The sequence below is a fragment of the Salinimonas lutimaris genome, assembly GCF_005222225.1.
Taxonomy (GTDB): domain Bacteria; phylum Pseudomonadota; class Gammaproteobacteria; order Enterobacterales; family Alteromonadaceae; genus Alteromonas; species Alteromonas lutimaris.
This window is the reverse complement of sequence record NZ_CP036536.1, coordinates 4081762-4104196: the sequence shown is the minus strand read 5'-3', so window position 1 is coordinate 4104196 and position 22435 is coordinate 4081762. Positions and strand designations below refer to the sequence as shown.

Below are 22435 nucleotides of genomic sequence, written 5' to 3'. Positions count from 1 at the left end.
TGCGATGACTGACAATTGGCAGCAGCGGTTTGTCAAAGTAAACTAGCGCGCGTTTTTTGCTCAGCAAATAACCATAATAAAAATAATAATAATCAGGCATTCACAGCCTGTATCAAGACAAACAACAATGTTGAGGACTTTGACGAATACGGATAAGGCCTTATGAAACTCAGTGTACAACCTCCAGCCCCTATTGGTCAGTCGGTTTGGCGACTACCAGTGTTTTACGTTATTGCCGCGATGGCGCTGCAGTATGCGTTTTTTGCTGTCTATCATTCTGCTTCGTACAATGACTGGCAGGTAAGCTTTTTGTTTGACCTGACCAGTTTGATGGCATGGTTTACGGCGGCTTTCTGGGTAGCACTGCGATTGATTTACCGCCAGCTCAATTCTGCGGTATTGGGATATTTGCTGGACACCAATCATCTGGGCCGGATGAGCTTTTTTCGTAAACGGGCCATCACGCGGCTCAGAAATCAGGCTTTGTTCGCTGTTGTGCCAGCCGGTGCGGTGTGGTTATTTCAGTTTCAGGGACTGTTGCCTGGCTCTTTAAGTCGTGCATTTGAGCAGTTTGCCAGCCTGCTGTTCTGGTTCTCCATGACTCTGTTTATCCTGCAGTGCTGGTCATTGCCGCAGTTTATCTACAAATACTTCCTACGCCATGTACCTGACTCTGTGGTGGCTATCAGTCAGCAAAAGCAGCTGACCAGCGTGTTACGCAATGTACTGATAATGAATGTGGCGGCCATTTTGGCATTGCCGGTGTTTATGCTGTTAGGACAGTACCTTGCCCTGCCCTGTCTGTTGACGACGCTGGTGTTCAGCGCTGTAGTATTACACACCCTGGCTGTGATGGTGCGGGCTGGACACAACGGCGCTCATTTTGTGCAGCAGGCTATCAATCGTATTGAGAAAAAGCAGTATTATCTGAAGCGTAAATCCAAACATCGCGAAGATGCGCTGCGCCATGCGTATAAAAAGCTGGAAGTACAAAAGCAGCAGCTGCGGCAATTACCCGTGTCCCTCTTATCTGCCCGACTGGTAGCCTTGCTGGTGGCCTGCTGCTTTTTGCTGCTGGCTGTGTGGCGTGTGACCGCTGTTTAGCGGCGGTGCTCTGGTGGTCCCTGCCAGTAAGACTGCATAGCCTGCTGAAGTGCATACAGCGGGCTGCTGTTAAACTGATACCCTGCATCAAGACAATACGCTACAGCCTCCAGGGTCGACAAACTATGCGTCAGTCTGGTGTGCCTGATGGCATAATCTGAGTCAGGTGCAAGAGTAAAGTGCCAGCGCGGCAGACTTTGCAGCCAGACAGAGCGCTGCATCATTCCATACGCCTGTTTCCACGAACCGTCTATCACAATCACCACTTCAGGCAACGATGTCTTAAATGCGGCCGACTCAATGGGCTGGCTATGTTCATCAGGATACAACACAGCGCAGTGCCGGGATGCCAGGCTATCAATGACCTGCTCGTGTAACTGCTGTTCTGTGATAATGGCGCAGTTGGTCAGACCCAATGCCACCAGCCGGGCTGTATTTTTGGCATGGCCGGCCTCTTTGCTATGCTGCACGATAATAATATCGGCCGGTGCCGGTTCAGGGCTGACAAAATCGCACAGACAGGTTGAAACCGGATACTGGCACTGGTCACAATAGGCACGCATAAAAATTCGCTGCTACACTTAAAAGTATCAAAGTATGCCTAACTCAAACCGTTATACGCAAATTTATGCCGTGGTGACCCTGATCCCGACCGGTCAGGTGGCATCCTACGGCCAGATTGCTGATCTGGCCGGGCTTCCGGGGCGCGCCCGGCTGGCCGGCAAAGCATTAAAAGACAGTACAGGGCACGACCTGCCCTGGCATCGGGTAGTACGTGCAGATGGCACACTGGCCTTTCCTGCCGGTAGTGAAAAAGCCCGTGAACAACGCGAAAAGCTGCTGTCAGAAGGTGTGACAGTTAATAACATGCGGGCAGATATAAAACGCTATGGCTGGCAACCTGATCTGTATACTATGCTGCATAAAATAAGCAGTTGATTCTGCTTGCAGTAATAATAAAAAACAGGCCTTAACAGGCCCCTTATTCTAGCGAATAATTCATGGCACAAAATGATTTAAAAGTTATCAGTATTAATGAGTTAGCCCCGGGAATGTTTGTTAATCAGATTACTGAACAGTCCGGCAAACTCAAGCTTACTACACAGGGAAAGGTGACCTCGCAGTCTATCGTAGACTCGCTGCGACAACGTGGGGTTAAAAAACTGATCATTGATTTGTCAAAACAATTCGATCCCAGCGGAGAACAGCCGGTTCAGACTAGCGCGCCGGTAAAAGCCCCTCAGCCCAAAGCAACGTTTGCCCAGGAGATGGTGCGCGCTGAAAAGCTGCACAAGCAAGGTAAGGCGATCCAGCAAGCTTTGCTGGATTCGGTCAGTAAAGGGCTGCCCTTTGACGACAAAATTCCCCGGGAATTTTCCCACAAGCTGGTGGAGTCCATGGAGCGTAACCCAGATGCTCTGCTGTGCTTGAGTAAAATTCGGGAAAAAGACGATTACCTGTTGGAGCATTCGCTGAATGTGGCCATTATTCTGGCTAACTTTGGTCAGTTCATTGGCATGAATGAACAGGATGTCAGTGAGCTGGCCTATGCCGGATTATTACATGACATGGGAAAAATCCGCGTACCTGATGAAATTTTACATAAACCGGGCCGCCTGACAGACCCGGAAATGGATGAAATGAAAAAGCATGTGGAGTACGGGGTGCAGGCGCTGGAAGCTGCCAGTATTGATACCACCCTGATCCGGGTCGTCAGTGAACATCATGAGCGTCTTGACGGTAAAGGCTATCCGGCAGGCACGGCCAGTGATGACATTTCTCATGCCGGACGCATGCTGGCAATTGCAGATATGTATGATGCTCTGACTGCGGATCGCTGCTATAAAGCGGGCATGCCGAGTCAAAAAGCACTTAAGATTCTGCTGGATGAAACCCCGCACAAGCTGGATAAGCAACTGGTATTGCGGTTTATTAAATGCATGGGGGTTTATCCGGTTGGTAGTCTGGTAAAACTGTCCAGCGATAAACTGGCTATGGTGCTCAGACAAACCACCTCGCCCACTGAGCCGGTGGTAAAAGTCTTTTACAGCCTCAAAGGTGGCCACTTTCTTGAACCCAAAGACATGGATATTCAAAAAGAGCCGAATATCACGGTAGAATGTGCAGTACTGGCCAGTGACTACGACATTGATTTTAATCGTTTCTTTGAACGTTCTATCGCGGTGTAGTGATAACGCTACACCGCAACCCTGTGATGATCAGGCAAGCGGTCGTATTGCACCTGCTGATGCTCGCTTATTCAAGCCAGATTCAGTTTCATGCGGGTATGCTGGTCATCCAAATAACAGGCCAGGGGCTGGAATGACTTTTGCAGTTACCTGGTTAACGGGCAGCGTATAGTGACTGCCTGACATTTATTCTGTGATTAACGAGGATGTTATGAAAAAAACTCTGATTGCCGGCGTTGTGGCCATGGCAGTATCTGTTGCTGGCTGTGCCAATAGTCCTTCTAACACTCAAAAAGGCGCGGGTATTGGTGCTGTTGTCGGCGCGCTGCTGGGTAAAGCCACAGGTGACAACGACAAGAGCCGTTACGCCTGGGGCGCTGCGGTTGGTGCCATTGCCGGTGGTGCTATCGGTAACTACATGGACCGCCAGGAAGAAGCGTTACGTAATGAGTTATCCGACACTGGCATTCAGATTGTCCGTGAAGGCGATAAGTTAAAACTTATCATGCCCGGTGATATCACCTTTGCTACTAACAGCGCTGCGATCAGTACCGATTTTAATCCGGTACTCAATGATGTTGCCACTGTGATCAACGAATATGAAAAAACGGTGTTGCTTATCAAGGGCCACACTGATGACACCGGCGCCGAAGCGTATAATCAGACCTTATCTGAGCGTCGGGCCCAGTCAGTGAAAAACCTGCTGACCACTTACAGTGTTAACCCTAAGCGGATCACCACGGTCGGTATGGGTGAGTATCAGCCTAAAGTCCCTAATACCAGTGAGCAGAATCGTCAGCAGAACCGTCGTGTTGAGCTCGAAATTCAGCCGCTGACAGAATAATCCGCTGTTTTTAAATAAGCGCAAAGGCGATGTGTACACATCGCCTTTTTTATGGCTGCGAAAATTGTTTTATCTGCCCGGTAATGTCATCGGCCAGTGCGTTAGGGACCGGTATGGCCAGATGATACTGGGTGATTTTCCAGGTATTGTTCTGTTTGATTAGCACGCCGGTGCCTCGGGTCACGCCAAGACTCTGATTGCTCAGCAGTTCGTCAAACCAGGCCACCTGCTCGTCAGGACTAAGGTAAATATGTCGGCTGGTGGTGGTATAAGTCCACCCTGTGCCGTTATCAAATGCAGGCTTGGCATACTGCTTAAATTCTTGCTGGGTCCAGGTTTCTGATGCATCTGTACCGATAAAAATGGCATCGTTAGTATACAGGCTGAAATAGCCCTCCCAGTCAGCCTGTGCCGCGCGCTGGTGAAGTTTGTCCAGTACCGTGCCCACCTGCTGTTGATTGTCGTTGTGGGCGTTTCCAGGCGCCGGTAGGGATAAACACGCCAGTAAGATGCCGCTAGCCAGTATTTTCATGATCGGTTTCGCTTATTGTGCTTTTACTTATTCTGTCAGCTCAGGTTACACTGCGCCCAGTTCAGTGCAAGTGAGTACCCACGATGAAAACTATTTTTGCCATGCTGTTAACCCTGATGATCAGCGGCTGTGCCACGCTGGCGCAAATGTCAGCCTATACGGTGTCTGACAGCGAACTGGAACAGGTGCTGGACGGGCAGCTCAGTAAGCTTCAGAAAAAGTCGTCACTGGCCGGCATTCCACTGCTATTAAATGTGGATGACATGACTGTTACCATCGGCCCTGACGGCAAAGACGTGGTGCGGCTGGGCACGAAAGCCACCGCCAGTATCAGTGCGTTTGGTTTCAGCTATCCGGCTAAGGTCAGTCTGGAGCTCGAAGGCACGCCCTATTACGACAGCGAACAAAAAGCTATCTTTGTGCGCTCCCTGTCGCTGCTGGACAGCTCTATTGATGCCGGTGGCTACAAGGGGAACCTGGCGCCGGTGAGCGGTGAGTTTATGAAGCTGATTAATGGTTATCTGGCTTCTAATCCGGTATATGAACTGGATACCACCAACAAAGCCATCAAACTGCTTTCCACCGTGCCACTGCAACTTAGCGTTGAGCAGGGCAAGTTATCGCTGCGTCCTAAATCTTAACACTGTGGCTAACGCCGGGGCGCACATGCCCCGGAGTTCTCTTTACTCTGGCACACATGATGCTGTCAGGCGAATGACTGCCCGTCGGGCGTGATGGTTTGTTGCCATTGTCTGAGTGCATCAATGTGTTCCGGGCCGATACCACAGCAGCCACCGATAATGCGTGCTCCCTGTTCATACCAGGTTTTTGCATATGCCAGATACTGTTGTGGCGTCAGTTCCCGAATACCCATCTCCTGAGAATTTGCCAGATGCTCTGTGCCAATAGGCGCAAAATTATTGGCATATACACCAAGTAATAGCGTTGATGAATCATCACTGAGCGCTTCTTTTGCCTGAGTTAATGCTGCACTCATAGCCTCAGGCACCGAGCAATTAAACAGAACACCAGCCGCGCCGGCAGCCGCCGCCAGAGCTACCGCACTTTCTACCGACTGACCTGAGCGCAATGTCGATGTTTCGCTATTGTCATCAGACAGGGTAAATGCATAGAAACAAGGCTTTGAAGACTGGCGGGCGACCGGAATAACTGCGTTAAGCTCTTCCAGACTGGCAATGGTTTCTGCTATCCATAAATCTGCGTATGGGGCCTGTTCATCCAGCAGCATTTGGTAAATAGCGATGGCCTTTTCTGCATTAAATAAATCCGGGCGGTAACTGCCCATTGGTGGTGGTAGCGAGCCTGCAACCTGTACCTTAGAAGATGCCTTGTCAGCAGCCTGACGGGCCAGTTGGCCGGCCAGCCGGGTCAGCGCCGCGCCCTGTGTCTGATAAATATCTTCACCTAAGTGAAATGGCACACAGGCGTAGCTGTTAACGGTAATAATCTCTGCTCCGGCATCAATAAATCGCTGATGTGCTTTTAAAACAGTTTGCGGTGCTTCCATTAGCGCCTGGGCACTCCAGTAAGGACGTGAAAAAGGCGCCCCAGATGCTTTCAGTTCACGGCCCATCCCGCCGTCTAATAAGGTAAATTGTGACATGACTCTCTCAGGGTTGACTAGTTGGCTGCTACCTTAGAGCAAAGCGTTTTTTCTGAACATGTATTTCAGCGTAAACTGTAACAGAACGCACTCAAATTAAACGATATTGACAAGAATATGTATCACCTTTCACGCTAAGCGCTCAGGCACATCTATGTTCATGCAAAGTTGCATGGTTTGGTATCTCAACCGAGCTGACCTTTGCCCTTTGGCGTTAGCAACAGGGGCACTTTTTACTAACCAGCTCGGTCGCCGGTCGTATTGTGCATAGAAGTTCGGTGTATGGCGCTGCCAAATGGTTTACCTATGGAAGTTGAATTGATCTGGCCGAGGAAATGGCGCAGTGGAATGGCCGCTGTTCTACTATCGTACCGGATATAGTCACCACAATTTTCTCTGATGAGCAAAACCTACCAGGCTGGACCCTGATAATGTGGCTGAAACAGTAATGTAAGCGGTGAATGCCGCGCCCCGAAATTCAGTACGCGAAGTGTTTTTTACACCAACCTTCTGATACAAAAAAGCCCGGCTCGGCCGGGCTCATAAAAAGCTTATTGATAAGCACCGCTGGCATAATGCAGCTCATAGCTGTGGCTGTAAATTTCAATAATGTTGCCAAACGGGTCTTCCATGTAAATCATGCGATAGGGCTTTTCACCCGGATAGTAAAAGCGTGGCTTGTCCATACGGCGTTTGCCGCCGGCATCAACAATCTTTTGCGCCAGCTCCTCAACATTGGGATCCTGCACGGCAAAGTGAAACACACCGGTTTCCCAGTATTTAAAGTTGTTATCCGGGTTCTTCTGCTGTTCAAACTCAAATAACTCAATACCCACTTTGTCGCTGGTGGACATATGGGCAATCTTGTAGCTGCCCCAGCCTTCACCAAACACATCAGTCGACATTTTGCCGATAGCACTGTTATCTTCTTTTACCTTGGTCGGTTCCATAATGGTGTACCAACCCAGTACTTCACTGTAAAACTCAACCGCTTTTTCCAGATCCGGTACTGAAATACCAATATGGGAAAACGAACGCGGATACGGCTTTTGCGCGGCCTGTTCCACCACAGACTGGGTGTCCTGCGCGGCGCTGGCTGCGGTCACTGGCAGGGCTGATACCGCCAGAGTGGTCATCATCATTAACAGTTGTTTTTTCATCATACCCTCAATCATCTAAGTTATCGGTGCAAGTGCCTTGCTGTTGAGAGATATAATAGGGATTGGCCGTGAAAATAAAAAATTATGGTTTGCTATTATTTTGATAAATTAAAATTATCATCTGTGTCCGGGTCAGTTGCAAAGCGTTTGTCCCGGGTACAAAAAAACCGCCAGAGCGGCGGTTTGTGTGAGTCAACAAAGTGGTTATTCGATGTTCTGGATCTGCTCACGCATCTGTTCAATCAGCACTTTCAGTTCCACGGCTGACTGGGTGATTTCTGTGCTGATTGACTTAGAGCCCAGGGTGTTTGCTTCACGGTTAAACTCCTGCATCATGAAATCCAGACGTCGACCGCAGGCGCCGCCTTTTTTCAGAATGTTGCGGGTTTCGCTCACATGAGAATTTAAGCGATCCAGCTCTTCGGCCACATCCACCTTTTGCGCCAGCATGATCATTTCCTGTTCAAACCGGCCGGCATCCAATTCAACCTTGGCCTCTTCAAAGCGGGTCTGAATGCGATCACGCTGCCATTGCATGATCTCTGGCATTTTTTGACTGACTTTGGCGACTTCCTGTTCAATGTTGTCCAGACGCTGTTCTATCAGACCTTTCAGGGTGCTGCCTTCATCTGCCCGGGCTTCAATAAACTGGGTCAGGGTATCGTCAAATGCGCTCAGCACCTGCGCATGAATCTCATCCATATCGGCTTCTTCTGATGCAATGACGCCAGGCCAGCGCAGTACATCCAGCGGGTTGACCCCGGTCGACTGACCGTGCGACTGCACCCAGTCCGCGGCGTGCATCACTTCTTTGGCCAGTGCTTCATTTAGGGTCAGCGTGGTGGTGGTTTTGTCGCTGGCCGTAAAGCGCAGCGCGCACTCTACCTTGCCGCGCTGCAAACGCTTTCGAAAACGCTCGCGCAGTACCGGCTCCAGAGAGCGGAATTGTTCGGGCAGGCGGAAGTAGGTTTCCAGAAATCGCTGGTTAACCGAGCGGACTTCCCATACTGCTGAGCCCCAGTCTTGTTTTATTTCGCTGCGCGCGAATGCTGTCATGCTATAAATCATACGCTTCTTCCGTTGCTGTTTGCGCCACGTTTGCCGCATTTTGGCTGTGATTTGATCATACGCCAATACCTCCTGTTATGCCCAACTTAAATGTACTGCGTTCTTTGTTTCAATTTATAGGTACAATTACGTTATACTTTTGGCCTACATTTTTAAGCTCAAGCGTTGATGCGCCTGACTTCTAGGAGAACACTATGCGTCCAAGCGGCAGAACCGCCAGTCAAATCCGTCCGGTAACCATTACCCGTAACTTTACCTGCCATGCTGAAGGCTCGGTATTAATTGAGTTTGGTAACACCAAGGTACTGTGTAATGCCACTGTTGAGGAAGGTGTTCCACGGTTTATGAAAGGCCAGGGCAAAGGCTGGGTAACCGCTGAATACAGCATGTTGCCCCGCTCTACGCATACCCGTAGTCAGCGTGAAGCTGCGCGAGGTAAACAGGGCGGCCGTACGCTGGAAATTCAGCGTCTGATTGCCCGCTCTTTGCGTGCTGCCATTGATTTAAAACTACTGGGCGAAAACACCATCACCCTGGACTGTGATGTGATTCAGGCTGATGGCGGCACCCGTACTGCCTCTATTACCGGTGCCTGTGTGGCGCTGGTTGATGCCCTGACCTACATGCGTACCAAAGGCATTATCAAAACCAACCCGCTTAAACACATGATCGGTGCCCTGTCGGTGGGTGTGTACAAAGGCACGCCTATTGCCGATCTTGAGTATCTGGAAGACTCAGAGGCAGAAACTGACATGAACGTGGTGATGACCGATACCGGCAAACTGATTGAAGTTCAGGGTACAGCAGAAGGCGAACCGTTCTCGTTTGAAGAGATGAATGAGATGCTGGAGCTGGCTAAGCACGGCCTGCGCGAAATCTTTGATGAACAAAAAGCCGCACTGGCATAAATAAGGGGAGCGGCTGTGAAAGATTATCAACGCGCATTTATCGAGTTTGCTATTTCCCGGGAAGTACTGAAGTTTGGTGAGTTCACTCTAAAGTCCGGCCGCCAGAGTCCTTATTTCTTCAATGCCGGCCTGTTTAACCGGGGCGGCGATCTGGCCAAACTGGGCCGTTTTTATGCCGCCGCGCTGACAGATGCAGGGATAGATTTTGATGTGCTGTTTGGCCCGGCCTACAAAGGAATTCCGATTGCCACTACCACGGCGGTGGCACTGGCTGATCATCATGATCTGGATGTGCCTTACTGCTTTAACCGCAAAGAAGCCAAAACGCATGGCGAAGGCGGCAATCTGGTAGGCAGCCCGCTGGCCGGTAAAGTGATGCTGGTGGATGATGTGATCACCGCCGGAACTGCGATTCGAGAGTCAATGACCCTGATTGAGCAAAATCAGGCGAGCCTGGCTGGTGTACTGATTGCGCTGGATCGTCAGGAGCGTGGTCAGGGAGAACTGTCTGCCATTCAGGAAGTCGAGCGCGATTTCGCTACCCAGGTGGTCTCTATTGTGAGTCTGGCTGATGTGGTGACCTACCTGTCTGAACAGGGTGGGCAGGATGAGCGCATTGCCGCCATCAACACGTATCGTGAAAATTACGGAATTTAACTGTGACAGCATCACACACCTTTACTGACGCCGATTATCAGCTAGATGCTCAGGGCCTGCGATGCCCGGAGCCGGTGATGATGATACGTCTTAAGGTCAGAAAGATGACCGACGGAGAAACCCTGTACGTGACCGCCGATGATCCTTCGACCTCCAGAGACGTGCCCAGTTTCTGCCGGTTTATGCAACATACATTACTGGCATCACAAACCGAGCAGGTGCCCTATCAGTATCTGATCAAAAAAGGCGTGTAACCCACGCCTTTTCTTTTTGCTGCAATCAGGTTTTGTGATAGCGGCTTTCCAGTGCACAGAACAAGCCGAAAGTAAAAAAGCCTGCGCCAACCACAATGACTCCAATTTGTCCGAATGGCTGCTGCATGATGGTATTGAGTGCCTCTTTAAGGCCGCCTGCCTGTTGCGGGTTTGATACTAGAGCGGCATGGACAAAAAAGCTGCCAACCAGAATATACACCACACCGCGGGCAAAAAAACCGGCCCGGCCAACAATACGGGCGACTTTCTTTAAGGCTTCAGTCATCGCTGTCAGTTCAAATTTATCCATGAAGTCTGCTTTAAACGCATGCCGAAACTGAATGACAGAAAATGTGATAATCAGCCCTCCGCCTATCAGTACCACCCACCAGCCCCAGGTTTGCTGCATCAAAGACGATGACATCTGCTCACTGCTGCTTTGCCCACTGTCACTGCGGGCGCCAAGAAACACCTTTATGGCCAGATAGGTGCCGGTGGTATACAAAATACCGGAGACAAAATAAAACAGGCGCATCACGATGCCTTTGGCATCATTGTTCAGGTTATCGGCATTCAGTAAGGCCTGAGTAAAGCGCCACAGCACATAACAAGCCATCCCGATAATCACCAGACCAAGCAGAGTTTGCCCGAATGGCTGACTGAGCAGTGAGATAAAAACAGATTTCTGGGAGGGCGTGTCGCTACGAATACTTCCGGCTGCCGCGCTGATAATCAGCACGCCCAGCAGGCAATAAACGACGGTTTTGGCTGCATAGCCGCCAAAGGCTAAGGCTTTTCTGAAATTATCCGGCACATCCTGTCCTGTTTTGTTATTGGTCAGAACAGTTTGTACGTACAATATCAGATAATGTTTACCTTATTTGTTATCGGTCAGCGCTTTTAGAAGAATATTTTGAAGTGTGCGCTTACTCACCTTGTCATTACAGTGAATCTCGCTGATGTGAAATACACCCGGGCTTACCATACACTGCAGGGCCTGCTCACTGACAGCCAGTTGCACATACCGGTGCGAAGCTGCAGCCGGCTTACACATTAGTGTGGCTTTGCCAAAGTGGTCGCAGCAGGCTGCTCATTATCATCCAGCGACTGCATCACCGACCGGATCAGGCTGGCAATGTCTGGCTCAGCTGCATACAGAGGTTGTAAAGCAGCCAATTGCTGCTGACTTTGCTCAAGCAGGTATTGTGCAACATCGGCTTCGCCCTGATTTTCATACTGAGACGCCATATACAGAGCCAGCGCACCATAAGCCAGGAAGTCTTCGGCCAGGGTTTGGGTACTGGTCGCCGGGTTATGCAGCGACAGGATCACCGTCCGGGCGATTTCAAACGCCTCGCCGGTGTATTCAAATGCCTGCGCATTATTGCCTTGTTCCAGCGCGCGACGTGCAGCGGACTGCGCGATGACGCGTTGTTCCCGGGCCAGGCCCGGATCAAGCTGTAGCTGCTTTTGCCGGTCGGCAGTTAAAAAATGGGTTTTCATGTGCAATTCCTCCGACGGATAAATTAATGCAAATGAGAACTATTATCAAGTTTGTTGTTACCCGATTATCCTTACCGCGACACTTAGAACAGCGTACTGATATACCATAGTGCCAGCACCAGCGCGGTCAGCCCCGTAATCGCCCAGCCTTTGTATTTGCGAATAAAATGCTCGGCTTTATTGCCGGCAATATACACCACCAGCGCCAGCCCGAAATAGCGAATACTGCGTGCGATAACCGTCGCTGCCACAAACAGCGCCAGCGAGTATTTGGTGGCCCCTGCTGCCAGCATGGCAATTTGAAACGGAATGGGGGCAATACCCAGCGTCATCACAAACCAGAACCCCTGATTCTGCATTTGCTGTTTTACCTGCTCGAACTGCTGCTGACTGGAAAAGGTCTGAATCACCCAGTCGCCGACCAGGCCGAATAGATAGTAGCCCAGCCCGTAGCCAATGATTGCGCCCAGCAAACAGCCTATGGTAGCCATCAGCGCAATCATCCACAGCTTGTCACGCCTGGCCTGCATCAGTGGCACCATCACGGCTTCAAGGGGAATGGGAACGATAGTCGACTCCAGCAACGATGCTACTGTGATCCCCGACAACATATTTTTTGACCCTACCAGTTGTCGGGTGTGGTGCTTCAAACGCGATGTAATTCCCATAAACTCCTGCTATTGCACAAAGACTTCCCCACCCTTCATCACAAAGGATACCGACATCATTACGCTGATATCCTCAAGCGGGTTCCCTTTTACCGCCACAATATCTGCTATTTTGCCCGGCTCCAGCGTGCCGTAATCGTCGTTGATGCCCAGCATGGTAGCAGCATTCGCCGTGGCACTGCGTAAGGCCTGGGCGGGGGGCATCCCAGCCTCTACCATGTAACCAAACTCTTTGGCATTGTCACCATGGGCGGAGACTCCGCTGTCTGTACCAAAGGCAATATTGACCCCGGCCTGATGCGCCCTGGCGAAGGTGTCCTGAATCAGAGGCCCGATTGCGGCGGCTTTAGGACGCACCAGCGCAGGAAAATAACCATCGATAGCGGCTTTTTCTGCCACAAACTTACCGGCCAGTATGGTCGGCACATAGTAGGTATTATGCTTTTTCATCAGGGCAATGGCTTCCTGGTCCATGTAAGTGCCGTGCTCAATAGAGGTCACCCCGGCGCGAATCGCCCGCTTCATGCCTTCCTTGCCATGGGCATGCACGGCCACGGTCATACCATAATCTGTCGCCGTACTGACAATCGCGCTGAGCTCATCATTCATAAACTGCGGGTTCTGACCACTTTTCGCCACGCTGAGCACACCACCGGTGGCGGTAATTTTTATCACATCTGCGCCATCCTGGTAGCGCTGGCGTACCGCCTGTCGGGCTTCACTGACGCCGTTTATCACGCCGGCCTCAGGACCGGTGTCCGGGCGCAGATGACGGGCCATGCCATTACTGGGATCAGCATGGCCCCCGGTGGTCGCGATGGACTTCGCGGCAGTGTAAATACGCGGACCGGGCAGTAAGCCTTGGTTGATGGCATTACGCAGGGCAACGGTTTCGTTGTAACTGTCGCCGAGGTTGCGCACCGTGGTAAACCCGGCTTGCAAGGTAACCTTTGCATAATGCGCGGCCTTCAATGCGTAGTCTGCCTCATTCAGCGTGTATCGCTCCATATAGGTTTGCGGACCTCCGTGCTGCGAGGATAAATGCACATGCATATCCATCAGCCCCGGCATCACGGTGCTGTTGGTCAGATCAATCAGGGTGTCGTTATTACCTGCCTGCTGATAGCCATCCCGGATGGACGTGATCCTGCCTTTTTCGATCACCAGGGTTTGCCGGGAATGCAGGGTATCGCTGGTGGCATCAAATACCTGGCCGGCATGGATAACGGTTGCCGCCTGGGCCAACGGGCTGAGTAACAGGGTAATGGCAATGAGAGTGGCGGAATAGGTCGGGGTCATAGTGTATCCGGTGTTTTTTTAACCTGGTTTACACTAATGTACTGCGCGGATGCACAAGGTGCAATCAGCCTGCGCCTGTCAGGCTGATCAGACTGTAAACCACACCTTATTCTGCCGGTAGTTCACCAATTATGAAAGGTTCCATTTCACTGGTCACAAACAACTGCTGTAGGTTACCACGGGTGCGGCTGTCAGCCTGTTCTATGAGTTGATAATAGACATTTTGATGTAACCGGGCCCACAGGTTGCGCCTGACACAGACATAAGGAATCGGGTGACTGTCCGGGGCTTCCAGGCCTGGCGGTGGCTGGCGTAGCTGCATGGGGTGGTTAGATGACAGGGTCAGGGTGTCGCCCACGTTGGTGGTTAGCACGATGGCATCATCCTGCTGGCTCCACTGAGTGATCAGAAAGGGTACATCTTCAACAGTGATACCGATTTTTTCTACCGGGGTCACCAGAAAGTAACTGTCCTGTTCTTTCTTGACCACGGTGGAGAACAACCGGACCAGCGCCCGGCGTCCAATAGGTGTGCCCTCGTAATGCCAGCTGCCATCGAGTTTGATAGTCAGATTGATGTCACCACAAAACGGCGGATCCCATTTATCCACCGGCGGCAGGACGCGGCTGGTGTCACCGGCTGCGTCGCTGATTTTCTGGCCGAAATTACTCAGATCCATGGTCTTCCAGCAGCGCTTTAATTTCACGCAGCTTCGCCTTGATACGGCGCATGTTATCCGGGCCGGTGCGCAACAGCTGCTTTTGCGGCTGGCTCAGGTTTTCCAGTTGCGGGTCAGCATATTTGTAGGCCACCGAGTCACTGTACACCTCCACCGGAACCGGCACCTCGGGTGTGTCCAGCAGCTCATTGATGGCTTGCACTGCCACGCCATTGAATGACTCATCCGGGTCGCCAATTTCGGCATATTTTTCCTGAATCTGGGGCTGATAGTTTTTGTACAGCTCCAGCATGGACTCGTTGTCCATATTTTCCATCATCTGTACATACGGGGTATAACGCTTGTAGCTGGCTGCATCTATCCATTCCTTGCCCGCCTGTTTATAGACCCGGAAACTTTGCTCAGGGGCCTTTAACGGCTGCTCGTTAGCCAGCTCCTCGTTAGCCAGATTGGTCACCGATACCACAAAGCGCTGCAACAGGCCTTCGTCCACTAAAATAGAATTTACGGTGTCATCGGCAGTCAGTTCAGACAGCGATGTACGAATACCTTCATCGCTGGTATCCAGTGGTAGCGGCTCTGGTTCTGACTGTGGCTGATCGGCCATTGGCTCAACCTCGGCATCCGGGTCAATCTCAACGGTTTCAGGCTCTGGTGCAGGCTCAAAATCCAGCGGTTCATCCGATGAAGGTGGCAGGGTCATATCCTGTTCAGTGGTTTGTTCGGGTTCCTGCGGTTGCTCCGGTTCACTGGAGGGCCAGAAGATCACAGCCACAATCACAATAATAATTATGGCAATCAGCACAATGTGCGGGGGTACCGAGCGTTTTTCTGACGGGTCAGTCATAACAAATCCACCATGTTATTTTATCCTTGGGACTACAAAGGAAATCATACTCCTAACTTTTTTACCAAGAAAGGACTGTATTTACACAAAGGAGCAATTTCCATAATTCTACCTGTTTCCTACACCATCTTTGCAGAATTTGATCTGTTTGTGTGGTGAATTAACAGGTTTTTTGCCGATTTGGGCGTACTGGCTATGACCCTGTTTAGTGGAACAAAGTTGCGAATATTTAATCCTGTTTGAACCACCGGTGCGGTATGGTCTGCGTATACTTAGTGTGGATTAAAAAGCCGGAACAGACCCATGTACAAATTTTTGTTCAGTGACATTGCAGAACGTGCCATGCCGATTGATTATCTGGAGGTACAGTCGTTTGAGATGAATGTGTATCTGGTGCAGCTAACGGTGGGTGACAAACATGGTCTGGTCTATGACAACAAGGACCGCCCGATGCGGTTTTTCAGTGCCGGGCATATTCGTGAAGCCTTTGCCCATTGTCAGGTAGCCCAGTCCGTGATGGTACACGATACGCCCTACGAGGAGATGATCGGTGGTCCACCCAAAGCCAGTCAGCAAATGGCATTGCCATTTTCCATGACCCTGCCCTATTAGAAGGTGCGCCGGCTACACCATTGGCACGATGATCTGAATCAGCATACCGGCCACACTGCCGGCCGCAAAGCCAGTCCAGCCGTTATTGCCCCGATACCGGGCCAGAGTCGCGCCAAACAGGCCACACCACAGCATGGCTGAATACAGCGACAGCGTCGCGCCGCCGGTGCCACTGTCGGGCAAAAACATCAGCACGACAAACATCAGAGCCATGGCGCCACTTAAAAGCACCCAAACCGGATTTTTTCGATTGGAAAAGCTGTCTTGCGGGGTTGTTGAGGACATAAACACTGGCCTGGGTTGCATATGAATAAATATCATCATGCGCAACCCAGACCAGGGTTGCAATATTACAGATATAAGACTTTAGTGGTGATGGCCGCCAAAGCCTACTTCCAGCAGCGTAGCACTGCCGGCAAAGGTCAGGGTTTTGATATCACCCATGCCTTCTACATTCAGGGTATTGACCTGCGATGGCCACAAATCGCGCAGGGCATCGTGGCGAATCTGTAAACCTTCCAGAGCCGGTGGCTGTTCGGTTTCCTGATAAACCCAGAAGAACTTGCCTTCTGTTTCATAGCCAACGGTTTTCAGCCCCAGTGATTCACCCTGTGCATCAAGCAGACTAAAGCGCTTGACCACGTATTGAGCAAAATGCTGCTGGGTATTCGGGTCATCCAGAATATCGGCCTGTTTATCAAACAGCGCTTTAACCGCATGTTCTGCATCATGCAGATTAAACCGGTGCATCACCTCAATATTTTTAGTGTGCGGGTTAAACAGTACGGTGGTAATCGCTGCCTTTATCTGATGGGCCTGAGCCAGCTGGCATACACTTAACAGCAGGGCCAGCAGGCCCCACTGTAACGGCTTCAATACAGCCTTAGTCATCTTTTTGTGCACCTGCTTCTTTCAGTTTTTCCTTACTGTTCTGCATCAGGTCCATCGATACCCGGCGCGTGCTGTCCTTGGCCTTGTAGGCTTCAATCCGTGAAGGAATGATGCGACGCGGATAATGGTTGTTTTCCACATCCACATCAGCAGTTTCCCAGCGCGGGTCAACGGTCACACTGACCAGTTCCTTGTCTTTGTCCGTCACAATCAGTTTAGATACCGCTTTAGGAGTACGACGCCAGATTTCTGCCGGAATGCGCATCATTTGCGATGTGCCATCTGCAAATTCCATCTGCAGAATGATCGGCATAACCAGTCCGCCCAGATTAGAGAAGTCCATCACATAGTAGTTTTTGTCTTCTTTTACCGCACGTTCAAAGGCTTTACGTTCCCACGGCTCCAGTTTGTCCAGGAATTTGCGGTACTTGTTACGATCTTTGTTGGTTGGCGTGTACTGATCATTATCATCGTAATAATCTTTGATATCTTCAAAGCGATCGACCCACAGCTTGCGGCCTTCCTGCTCATTACGCTCTACGGTTAGCGATAATGGCTTGTCCAGTTCGGCCTCGCGCTCGCGTGACAAATCAATATCCGGATCTTCGGTATCCAGACGCAGTTTATATACCCGGTCTATCGCGATGTCCACATGGTCGGTACTGTAGAACCAGCCGCGCCAGAACCAGTCCAGATCCACCCCTGAGGCTTCTTCCATGGTGCGGAAGAAATCAGCCGGTGTTGGCCGCTTGAACATCCAGCGACGGGCATATTCCTGAAACGCAAAATCAAACAGCTCACGGCCTAAAATAGTCTCACGCAGAATATTTAACGCTGCTGCCGGCTTGGTATAGGCATTAGGGCCTAAGTGCAGTACCGAGTCAGACTGGGTCATGATTGGCACCTGAGAAGATGACTTCATGTAGCCTGTGACATCCCGGGGCTCCACACCCCATGGAATATTCGGATCCCATTCGCGTCCGGCCACACCGTCTAAAAAGCTGTTCAGGCCCTCGTCCATCCAGGTCCACTGACGCTCGTCAGAGTTCACAATCATCGGAAAATAGTTATGGCCGATTTCATGAATCACCACGCCAATCAAAAAGCGTTTTTCGGCCAGAGAATAGGTGCGTGAACCATCATCCTGCAACTCGGTGCGCGGACCATTAAAGGTAATCATCGGGTATTCCATCCCGCCTACCGGACCATTGACTGACTGCGCTACCGGATACGGATAGTCAAAGGTAAAGCGGTTGTACACATCTAAGGTATGAATAACCGATTCAGTGGAATACTTTTTCCACAGATCACCGCCTTCTTTGGGATAAAACGACATGGCCATCACCAGCGGCGTGTCTTTGTTATCCTGCTCAAAGCCACGGGCATCCCACATGAACTTACGGGAAGAGGCCCAGGCAAAATCACGGATGTCGTTTGCTTTAAAGTGCCAGGTTTTGGTTTTGCTGGTGCCGGCTTTTTCGTTTTCCAGCGCTTCTTCGGCGGTCACGATAAACACTGGACGATCAGCATCTTTCGCCTTTTCCAGACGCTTACGCTGGGTGCTGGTCAGTACCTCTTTGGGGTTTTGCAGCGTACCGGTAGACGACACAATATGGTCGGCCGGAACGGTAATGTTCACCTCATAGTTACCGAACTCCAGGGTGAATTCTCCCCGGCCGATAAACTCTTTATTCGTCCAGGCTTCATAATCAGTGTAGGCTGCCAGACGCGGGAACCATTGCGCCAGCAAAAAGATATCATTACCACCGTCACGGGCATCATCCGGGAAGTGCTCATAGCCGGAACGGGCTGAGACCGCATCTTCTTCAACAATATTGTAAGCAAAATCAATCGACAGCTTGGTTTGCTGGCCGGATTTGAGCGGCGCAGGTAAATCAACCCGCATCAGGGTGCCCACAATCACATGATTAAGCTTGTTGCCCGAACCATCTACCACCTTTTGAATGTCGTAACCCAGTTCGGTGTCATCCACGAACTGCTGGCGACGCAGGGCTTCCATACTCAGCTGTGCAGGCTTGTCGTCAGACGCTGACTGAGTCGCCGGCCCCCGGTTTCCGATGCCACCGAAGGTCGTGGTCAGAGCCGACATTGAATCATCGCGGAATTTATTCTGATCCAGCTGAATCCACAGATAACGCAGTGTATCTGGGGAGTTATTGTGATAAGTGATTTGCTCAGAGGCCTGCAAGCGACGTTTGGCCTCATCCAGCTTAACATTGATGACGTAATCAACCTGTTGTTGCCAGTACTGATGACCCGGCTCACCGGCAGCATTACGATACACATTCGGAGTGGGAAGGGATTCTTCAAGTTGTCTGAACTTATCCTCGAAGTCGCCTTTTGTTTGTTTTATTGCCGAATCTGCGGCGGCCGGTAGCGTGACCAATGTCACCACTGCGGCCATTAACAGGCTCAGTCGGTTCTGTCGTTTGCTCATGCAGTTTCCTTGCAAAGAAAGCTTATTATTAGAGTTGAAACGCCTATCTTAGCGGTAAATGACGATGTTGTGCAGGTTTTGGCCTTATTCAATCAAAATTTCACCGTAAATTAACACCTGTATCCTTATCGAAAAAACGCATTTTAACGCCTAAAAAGACTTTTTAAGTGGTCAGAAACTAGCGTATTCTTGCCATACAAACCTCTTTTGTGTCTTTTGTTCTGTTATGAGCAACATTACGTGGCAACGCGCCGTTATCAAGATTGGCAGTGCATTGATTGCGCCTGATGGCGTACAGTGCAGTGCCCAATATTTACTTCCTATTGCCCGCTTCATTACTGCCAGTCTGCAGGCGGGTAAGCAAGTTATTGTGGTCTCCAGCGGCAGTGTTGCTGCCGGGCGCAGTAAAGTGCCGATTTCCCATCCCGCTTCAATTGCCGAGAAGCAGGCGATGGCTGCCATTGGTCAAATGCAGATGATGGCAAACTGGCAGCGCTTTTTTGATATTCCCTGCGCGCAGATTCTGCTGACCGCGGATGATTTGCGCGACCGCAAACGCTACGTGAATATTAAAAACACCCTGCGTGAGTTGATGAACCACGGCGCCCTGCCCATTGTGAATGAAAATGACACCGTGGCAGTGGATGAGCTGAAAGTGGGCGACAACGACAATCTGGGGGCGTACACCGCGCTGGTGGCACAGGCCGATACGCTCATCATCTGCTCGGATATTGACGGGCTGTATACCGCCGACCCGCGCAAAAACCCGCAGGCAACACTGATTGAGCGGGTACCTGAAGTAACGTCTGATATTTTTTCCCTGGCCGGTGGCGCAGGCACGGCGATGGGCACCGGTGGTATGCGCACCAAAATTGAAGCGGCGCAAAAGTGTACTAAAAGCGGTATTCAGACAGTGATCGTCAACGGCCGAAATGGTCAGGTGTTTGATGCCCTGCTTGACGGGCAGGTACAAGGCACCGTGTTTGAAGCGCAGCGCTCTGAGCTGAGTGCCCGCACATTGTGGCTGACGCATACCCTGAAAACCCGCGGCCAGCTGGTGGTCGATGCCGGGGCGAAAGACGCTCTGACCGAGCGGGGAGCGTCGTTGCTACCATCAGGAGTGTTACAGGTTCAGGGGCAGTTTAGCGCGGGTGACGCGGTAGATATTGTGTTTGAGGATGGGGCCATTGCCAAAGGCTTATCGCTTTATGATAGTAAAGACTTGCAAACTATAAAGGGCCTTAAAAGCAGGCAGATAGAGTCGGTGCTTGGTTACAGTCACGGTGGCGCGGTGGTGCATCGGGATGACATGGTGCTGATGAGTTAACCGGCTGGCCGGGCCGATTGTCGCACCCACAGTGGCGCTTTCCCCGGCAACCCCGTATGCTGATGGTTTTTACAGCGGAGCCACCTGATGACCGATTTTGCACCTTCACTGGCCGATTATCCGTTTTCCATGACCATTGAAACCCGGGCGCTGGATTGTGATGCGCTTGGCCATATCAGTAATGTTGTGTTTTACAGTTTTTTTGACACCGCAGTGAATCATTTTCTGGCCCGGCAGTGCGATCTGGATGTTGCCCACGATAACATCGTGCCGTTTGTATCCGGTTCACAGTGTCAGTACATCTCTCATGCCACCTACCCCGAAACCATTGCGGTGGGCATGCGGGTGCTGAAAACCGGACGCAGTTCTGTCACCTACGGATTATCGGTGTACGCCGGCGAAACCCGGCGCCGGGTGGCCCATGGTCAGTTTGTTCATGTGTTTGTAGAGCGGGATACCCAAAAAGCGGTGCCGATTCCGGCAGCCATCAAAGATGCCCTGAAATCGCTTAAAGGAGAGCCGGAATGAAAGGTGTAGTGCTTGATGCCGATACCCTGAACCCTGATGAGCTGGATTTACATGCTTTATATGCTCTGCCGGTAGACTGGACCCTCTATCCGCAAACCCTGCCAGAGCAAACACAGCAGCGTATTGCGCAGGCCGATATTGTGCTGACCAACAAGGTGGTGCTGGACGGCTCCCTGCTTCAGCATAGCCGCTGTCAGTACATCGGGGTGCTGGCCACCGGCACCAATAATATTGATACTGACTGGTGCACTGAGCACAATATCACAGTGGCGAATGTTGAGGCCTACGGTACCGGTTCGGTGGTTCAGCATGCACTGATGCTACTGCTTAATTTAACCACCTCGTTCCGGCAGTTTGATGCTGATGTTCAGGCCGGACAATGGGAAGCGTCACCGTTTTTTTGTTTAACCGGGCATCCGGTCAGTGAACTGGCCGGCAAACATCTGGTAATTGTTGGTCATGGTGAGCTGGGCCGTCAGTTTGACTCGGTTTGTCAGGCGCTGGGTATGCGCGTGACCGCCGCTGCCCGTCCGGGTAAGACAGATGATCCGCGCCCCACGCTGGCCAGCCTGCTACCCGAGGCTGATGTCATCAGCCTGCACTGCCCGCTGACGCCGGATACCGACAAGCTGATCAACGCTGCTGCGCTGGCGGCCATGAAGCCCGGGGCATTGCTGATCAATACTGCCCGCGGCGGGCTGATTGATGAACCAGCACTATTAGAAGCACTGAAATCCGGTCAGTTAGGCGGCGCTGGACTGGATGTTTTAAGCAGTGAGCCGCCGGCCCCGGATCATCCTTTGCTTCACACCGGCCTTTCCAACCTGATTATTACCCCTCATGTTGCCTGGCTGGCCAGAGAGTCCCGTCAGCGTTTGCTGGATATTGCCATTGGTCACGTGCAGGATTTTCTGGCCCGTTGAATGTCAGCGGCCCGCTAGATCGGCGATGACCACAATGCCGGTCACAGCCGGTTTATTTTCTGGTTGAGCTCGTACGATGAGTCGGTTACCAGGGCTTCGAGTACGCTGATACGCTCTTGCAGCGCCTTTATCTGTACATCCTGTTTTACCGGAGCTTTTATACTGGAAAACGGACTGCTGGCCTGGCCGTTCATCCAGGCGGCAAACTGCCAGCCAAAGCGAGCATCCATATAGTAAACCAGTCCAATCATTAGAAAGATGCCGGTAAATATCAATAATCCTGTCATATGCAGTCTCCTGTAATATGTTTCATAGTGATAGTCGTTGCACAGCAAAAAAACTTACACCCACTGTAAGTTT

General features: G+C 51.2%; 28 protein-coding genes. 12 read left to right on the top strand and 16 right to left on the bottom strand.

Going from position 1 to position 22435, the window contains the following annotated elements; all coding sequences use genetic code 11:
• The first annotated feature begins 162 nt into the window (after positions 1-162).
• Positions 163-1104 (top strand): hypothetical protein, encoded by a 942-nt coding sequence (locus EZV72_RS18255; protein ID WP_137168579.1) that lies wholly within the window; start codon positions 163-165, stop codon positions 1102-1104.
• Here the strand turns inward: EZV72_RS18255 and EZV72_RS18250 are convergent.
• The gene (locus tag EZV72_RS18250) at positions 1101-1667 is read right to left on the bottom strand and encodes a tRNA-uridine aminocarboxypropyltransferase (protein WP_137168578.1); all 567 of its coding nucleotides are present in this window, start codon (positions 1665-1667) and stop codon (positions 1101-1103) included. The two genes, EZV72_RS18255 and EZV72_RS18250, sit on opposite strands and share 4 nt — an antisense overlap.
• 34 nt (positions 1668-1701) lie before the next feature.
• Between EZV72_RS18250 and EZV72_RS18245 the strand changes: the two genes are divergently transcribed.
• The 3 genes from EZV72_RS18245 to EZV72_RS18235 all read left to right on the top strand — a co-directional run bounded on the left by EZV72_RS18245 (position 1702) and on the right by EZV72_RS18235 (position 4137).
• The gene (locus tag EZV72_RS18245; RefSeq protein ID WP_137168577.1) at positions 1702-2043 is read left to right on the top strand and encodes an MGMT family protein; all 342 of its coding nucleotides are present in this window, start codon (positions 1702-1704) and stop codon (positions 2041-2043) included.
• A gap of 62 nt (positions 2044-2105) precedes the next feature.
• Complete coding sequence (locus tag EZV72_RS18240; RefSeq protein ID WP_137168576.1) at positions 2106-3293, top strand: HD-GYP domain-containing protein; 1188 nt, start codon at positions 2106-2108, stop codon at positions 3291-3293.
• A 211-nt stretch (positions 3294-3504) separates the two neighbouring features.
• Positions 3505-4137 carry an OmpA family protein gene (locus EZV72_RS18235; protein ID WP_137168575.1) on the top strand — a complete coding sequence of 211 codons (633 nt, stop codon included), beginning with the start codon at positions 3505-3507 and terminating at the stop codon, positions 4135-4137.
• Positions 4138-4186: 49 nt separating this feature from the next.
• On the opposite strand, the gene EZV72_RS18230 is transcribed toward EZV72_RS18235, so the two are convergent.
• Entirely contained in the window at positions 4187-4669 is a 483-nt protein-coding gene (locus EZV72_RS18230) for a nuclear transport factor 2 family protein (protein ID WP_137168574.1), read from the bottom strand.
• Between the two features lie 83 nt (positions 4670-4752).
• Between EZV72_RS18230 and EZV72_RS18225 the strand changes: the two genes are divergently transcribed.
• Positions 4753-5310, top strand: coding sequence for a DUF1439 domain-containing protein (locus EZV72_RS18225; protein ID WP_137168573.1), 558 nt, complete (start codon positions 4753-4755; stop codon positions 5308-5310).
• A 65-nt stretch (positions 5311-5375) separates the two neighbouring features.
• Here the strand turns inward: EZV72_RS18225 and EZV72_RS18220 are convergent, their stop codons facing one another.
• The 3 genes from EZV72_RS18220 to EZV72_RS18210 all read right to left on the bottom strand — a co-directional run bounded on the left by EZV72_RS18220 (position 5376) and on the right by EZV72_RS18210 (position 8521).
• Positions 5376-6293: a homocysteine S-methyltransferase family protein gene (locus EZV72_RS18220; protein ID WP_137168572.1), complete on the bottom strand. Its 918-nt coding sequence runs from the start codon at positions 6291-6293 to the stop codon at positions 5376-5378.
• 551 nt (positions 6294-6844) lie between these two features.
• Positions 6845-7456 carry a lactoylglutathione lyase family protein gene (locus EZV72_RS18215; protein WP_408640823.1) on the bottom strand — a complete coding sequence of 204 codons (612 nt, stop codon included), beginning with the start codon at positions 7454-7456 and terminating at the stop codon, positions 6845-6847.
• A 201-nt stretch (positions 7457-7657) separates the two neighbouring features.
• On the bottom strand, positions 7658-8521 hold the full coding sequence (locus EZV72_RS18210; protein ID WP_137168571.1) for a YicC/YloC family endoribonuclease: 864 nt from the start codon (positions 8519-8521) through the stop codon (positions 7658-7660).
• 194 nt (positions 8522-8715) lie between these two features.
• On the opposite strand from EZV72_RS18210, the gene rph reads away from it, so the two are divergent.
• Genes rph through tusA form a run of 3 tightly spaced genes read left to right on the top strand, consistent with a single transcriptional unit; the run spans position 8716 to position 10340 of the window.
• Complete coding sequence (rph, locus tag EZV72_RS18205; RefSeq protein WP_137168570.1) at positions 8716-9429, top strand: ribonuclease PH; 714 nt, start codon at positions 8716-8718, stop codon at positions 9427-9429.
• Between the two features lie 15 nt (positions 9430-9444).
• Positions 9445-10086 (top strand): orotate phosphoribosyltransferase, encoded by a 642-nt coding sequence (gene pyrE, locus EZV72_RS18200; RefSeq protein WP_137168569.1) that lies wholly within the window; start codon positions 9445-9447, stop codon positions 10084-10086.
• A gap of 2 nt (positions 10087-10088) precedes the next feature.
• Positions 10089-10340 (top strand): sulfurtransferase TusA, encoded by a 252-nt coding sequence (tusA, locus tag EZV72_RS18195; RefSeq protein ID WP_137168568.1) that lies wholly within the window; start codon positions 10089-10091, stop codon positions 10338-10340.
• Between the two features lie 25 nt (positions 10341-10365).
• Here tusA and EZV72_RS18190 read toward each other — a convergent pair whose 3' ends face one another.
• The 7 genes from EZV72_RS18190 to EZV72_RS18165 all read right to left on the bottom strand — a co-directional run bounded on the left by EZV72_RS18190 (position 10366) and on the right by EZV72_RS18165 (position 15336).
• Positions 10366-11199 carry a DUF1206 domain-containing protein gene (locus EZV72_RS18190; protein WP_232364464.1) on the bottom strand — a complete coding sequence of 278 codons (834 nt, stop codon included), beginning with the start codon at positions 11197-11199 and terminating at the stop codon, positions 10366-10368.
• Between the two features lie 18 nt (positions 11200-11217).
• Positions 11218-11394, bottom strand: a complete 177-nt coding sequence (locus EZV72_RS18505; protein ID WP_175405170.1) for a hypothetical protein — start codon at positions 11392-11394, stop codon at positions 11218-11220.
• Entirely contained in the window at positions 11394-11843 is a 450-nt protein-coding gene (locus tag EZV72_RS18185; protein WP_137168567.1) for a hypothetical protein, read from the bottom strand. Before EZV72_RS18185 ends, EZV72_RS18505 begins: the two co-directional genes overlap by 1 nt.
• A gap of 83 nt (positions 11844-11926) precedes the next feature.
• Complete coding sequence (locus tag EZV72_RS18180) at positions 11927-12511, bottom strand: YqaA family protein (protein ID WP_137168566.1); 585 nt, start codon at positions 12509-12511, stop codon at positions 11927-11929.
• A gap of 9 nt (positions 12512-12520) precedes the next feature.
• The gene (locus tag EZV72_RS18175) at positions 12521-13810 is read right to left on the bottom strand and encodes a metal-dependent hydrolase family protein (RefSeq protein ID WP_137168565.1); all 1290 of its coding nucleotides are present in this window, start codon (positions 13808-13810) and stop codon (positions 12521-12523) included.
• 106 nt (positions 13811-13916) lie between these two features.
• Complete coding sequence (locus tag EZV72_RS18170; RefSeq protein ID WP_137168564.1) at positions 13917-14489, bottom strand: DUF1285 domain-containing protein; 573 nt, start codon at positions 14487-14489, stop codon at positions 13917-13919.
• Entirely contained in the window at positions 14476-15336 is an 861-nt protein-coding gene (locus EZV72_RS18165; RefSeq protein WP_137168563.1) for a DUF3014 domain-containing protein, read from the bottom strand. Before EZV72_RS18165 ends, EZV72_RS18170 begins: the two co-directional genes overlap by 14 nt.
• 303 nt (positions 15337-15639) lie before the next feature.
• Between EZV72_RS18165 and EZV72_RS18160 the strand changes: the two genes are divergently transcribed.
• Entirely contained in the window at positions 15640-15948 is a 309-nt protein-coding gene (locus EZV72_RS18160; RefSeq protein ID WP_137168562.1) for a DUF6482 family protein, read from the top strand.
• 12 nt (positions 15949-15960) lie between these two features.
• Here the strand turns inward: EZV72_RS18160 and EZV72_RS18155 are convergent, their stop codons facing one another.
• The 3 genes from EZV72_RS18155 to EZV72_RS18145 all read right to left on the bottom strand — a co-directional run bounded on the left by EZV72_RS18155 (position 15961) and on the right by EZV72_RS18145 (position 19264).
• Positions 15961-16233, bottom strand: a complete 273-nt coding sequence (locus EZV72_RS18155) for a hypothetical protein (RefSeq protein ID WP_137168561.1) — start codon at positions 16231-16233, stop codon at positions 15961-15963.
• Between the two features lie 81 nt (positions 16234-16314).
• Positions 16315-16839 (bottom strand): DUF6702 family protein, encoded by a 525-nt coding sequence (locus tag EZV72_RS18150; RefSeq protein ID WP_137168560.1) that lies wholly within the window; start codon positions 16837-16839, stop codon positions 16315-16317.
• The gene (locus EZV72_RS18145) at positions 16832-19264 is read right to left on the bottom strand and encodes a M1 family metallopeptidase (protein WP_408640849.1); all 2433 of its coding nucleotides are present in this window, start codon (positions 19262-19264) and stop codon (positions 16832-16834) included. Before EZV72_RS18145 ends, EZV72_RS18150 begins: the two co-directional genes overlap by 8 nt.
• Before the next feature lie 259 nt (positions 19265-19523).
• On the opposite strand from EZV72_RS18145, the gene proB reads away from it, so the two are divergent.
• From proB to EZV72_RS18130, 3 genes are all read left to right on the top strand, one after another.
• Entirely contained in the window at positions 19524-20624 is a 1101-nt protein-coding gene (gene proB / locus EZV72_RS18140) for a glutamate 5-kinase (RefSeq protein WP_137168558.1), read from the top strand.
• Positions 20625-20711: 87 nt separating this feature from the next.
• Complete coding sequence (locus EZV72_RS18135) at positions 20712-21152, top strand: acyl-CoA thioesterase (RefSeq protein WP_137168557.1); 441 nt, start codon at positions 20712-20714, stop codon at positions 21150-21152.
• Positions 21149-22075: a D-2-hydroxyacid dehydrogenase gene (locus tag EZV72_RS18130; protein ID WP_137168556.1), complete on the top strand. Its 927-nt coding sequence runs from the start codon at positions 21149-21151 to the stop codon at positions 22073-22075. The genes EZV72_RS18135 and EZV72_RS18130 overlap by 4 nt, the downstream gene beginning before the upstream one ends.
• A 41-nt stretch (positions 22076-22116) precedes the next feature.
• Here the strand turns inward: EZV72_RS18130 and EZV72_RS18125 are convergent, their stop codons facing one another.
• Positions 22117-22362: a hypothetical protein gene (locus EZV72_RS18125; protein WP_137168555.1), complete on the bottom strand. Its 246-nt coding sequence runs from the start codon at positions 22360-22362 to the stop codon at positions 22117-22119.
• Between the last annotated feature and the right edge of the window lie 73 nt (positions 22363-22435).